At 57.3% G+C, this 1,061-nt stretch carries 1 pseudogene; it reads left to right on the top strand.

Annotated elements, in window-relative coordinates:
* Positions 1 to 111: 111 nt before the first annotated feature.
* Positions 112 to 1,061 (top strand): annotated as a pseudogene (istA, locus tag BN1127_RS20815) (IS21-like element ISAs29 family transposase); the annotation flags it as partial.

Below are 1,061 nucleotides of genomic sequence, written 5' to 3' on the forward strand. Positions count from 1 at the left end.
CGGAAACAGTGTTCAACATCCCGGAATCACTGTTCACATTCACCGGAATCATCCTTAACGCATTGATTTAAAAACCTTTGATACGCTCTCCCTTTTGCCAGGGAAGAGCCTATGTCTGCCAAGAGGATTGCAATGCGTAAAATTCGTGAAGTGCTGCGACTGCGGCTGGAAGCTGACCTCTCTGTTCGCCAAATCAGTATCTGTACCAAGGTCAGTGTCGGCTCCATCCAGAAACTCCTCAAAAGTGCCCAGGCGCTCGGCCTTACCTGGCCCTTACCTACCGAGCTTGATGATGGCCGACTGGCTGCCCTGTTCTATCCGCAGGCCGATACCACCATCTCGGCCCGCCATGTTGTGCCGGATTGGCCCTCTGTCCATCAGGAGCTCAAGCGCAAGGGGGTCTCCAAACAGCTGCTCTGGGAGGAGTACACCCAGCGCTATCCCAATAGCTGTTACAGCTACTCCCAGTTCTGTGACCGTTACAAGTCCTGGTGTCAGTTGCAAAAGCGCTCCATGCGCCAGATCCACAAGGCGGGGGAAAAGCTCTTTATCGACTACTGCGGGCCCACGGTGCCCATCGTGTCGCCGACTACGGGTGAGGTCCGTCAGGCACAAGTCTTTGTCGCCGTGCTCGGTGCGTCCAACTACACCTTTGCCGAGGCCACCTGGTCCCAGTCACTGCCGGACTGGCTGCAAAGCCATGTCCGTGCCTTTGAGTTTTTCGGCGGGACACCGGTACTGCTGATCCCCGACAACCTCAAGAGCGGTGTCAGCAAGGCTTGCCGATACGATCCCGAGCTCAACCCCAGCTACCAGCAGTTGGCCGAGCACTATCAGGTGGCGGTGATGCCAGCTCGCCCTTACAAGCCTAAGGACAAAGCCAAGGCCGAGGTGGGTGTGCAGATCGTCGAGCGCTGGATCCTGGCTCGTCTACGCCATCAGACCTTCTTCTCGCTTGCCGAGCTAAACCAGTGCATCCGGGCTTTGTTGAATGAGCTCAACGAGCGCCCGTTCAAGCAGCTGCCCGGTAACCGACGCGAGGCGTTTGAGCAGTTGGACCG

The organism is Aeromonas media, assembly GCF_000819985.1.
Taxonomy (GTDB): Bacteria; Pseudomonadota; Gammaproteobacteria; order Enterobacterales; family Aeromonadaceae; genus Aeromonas; species Aeromonas media.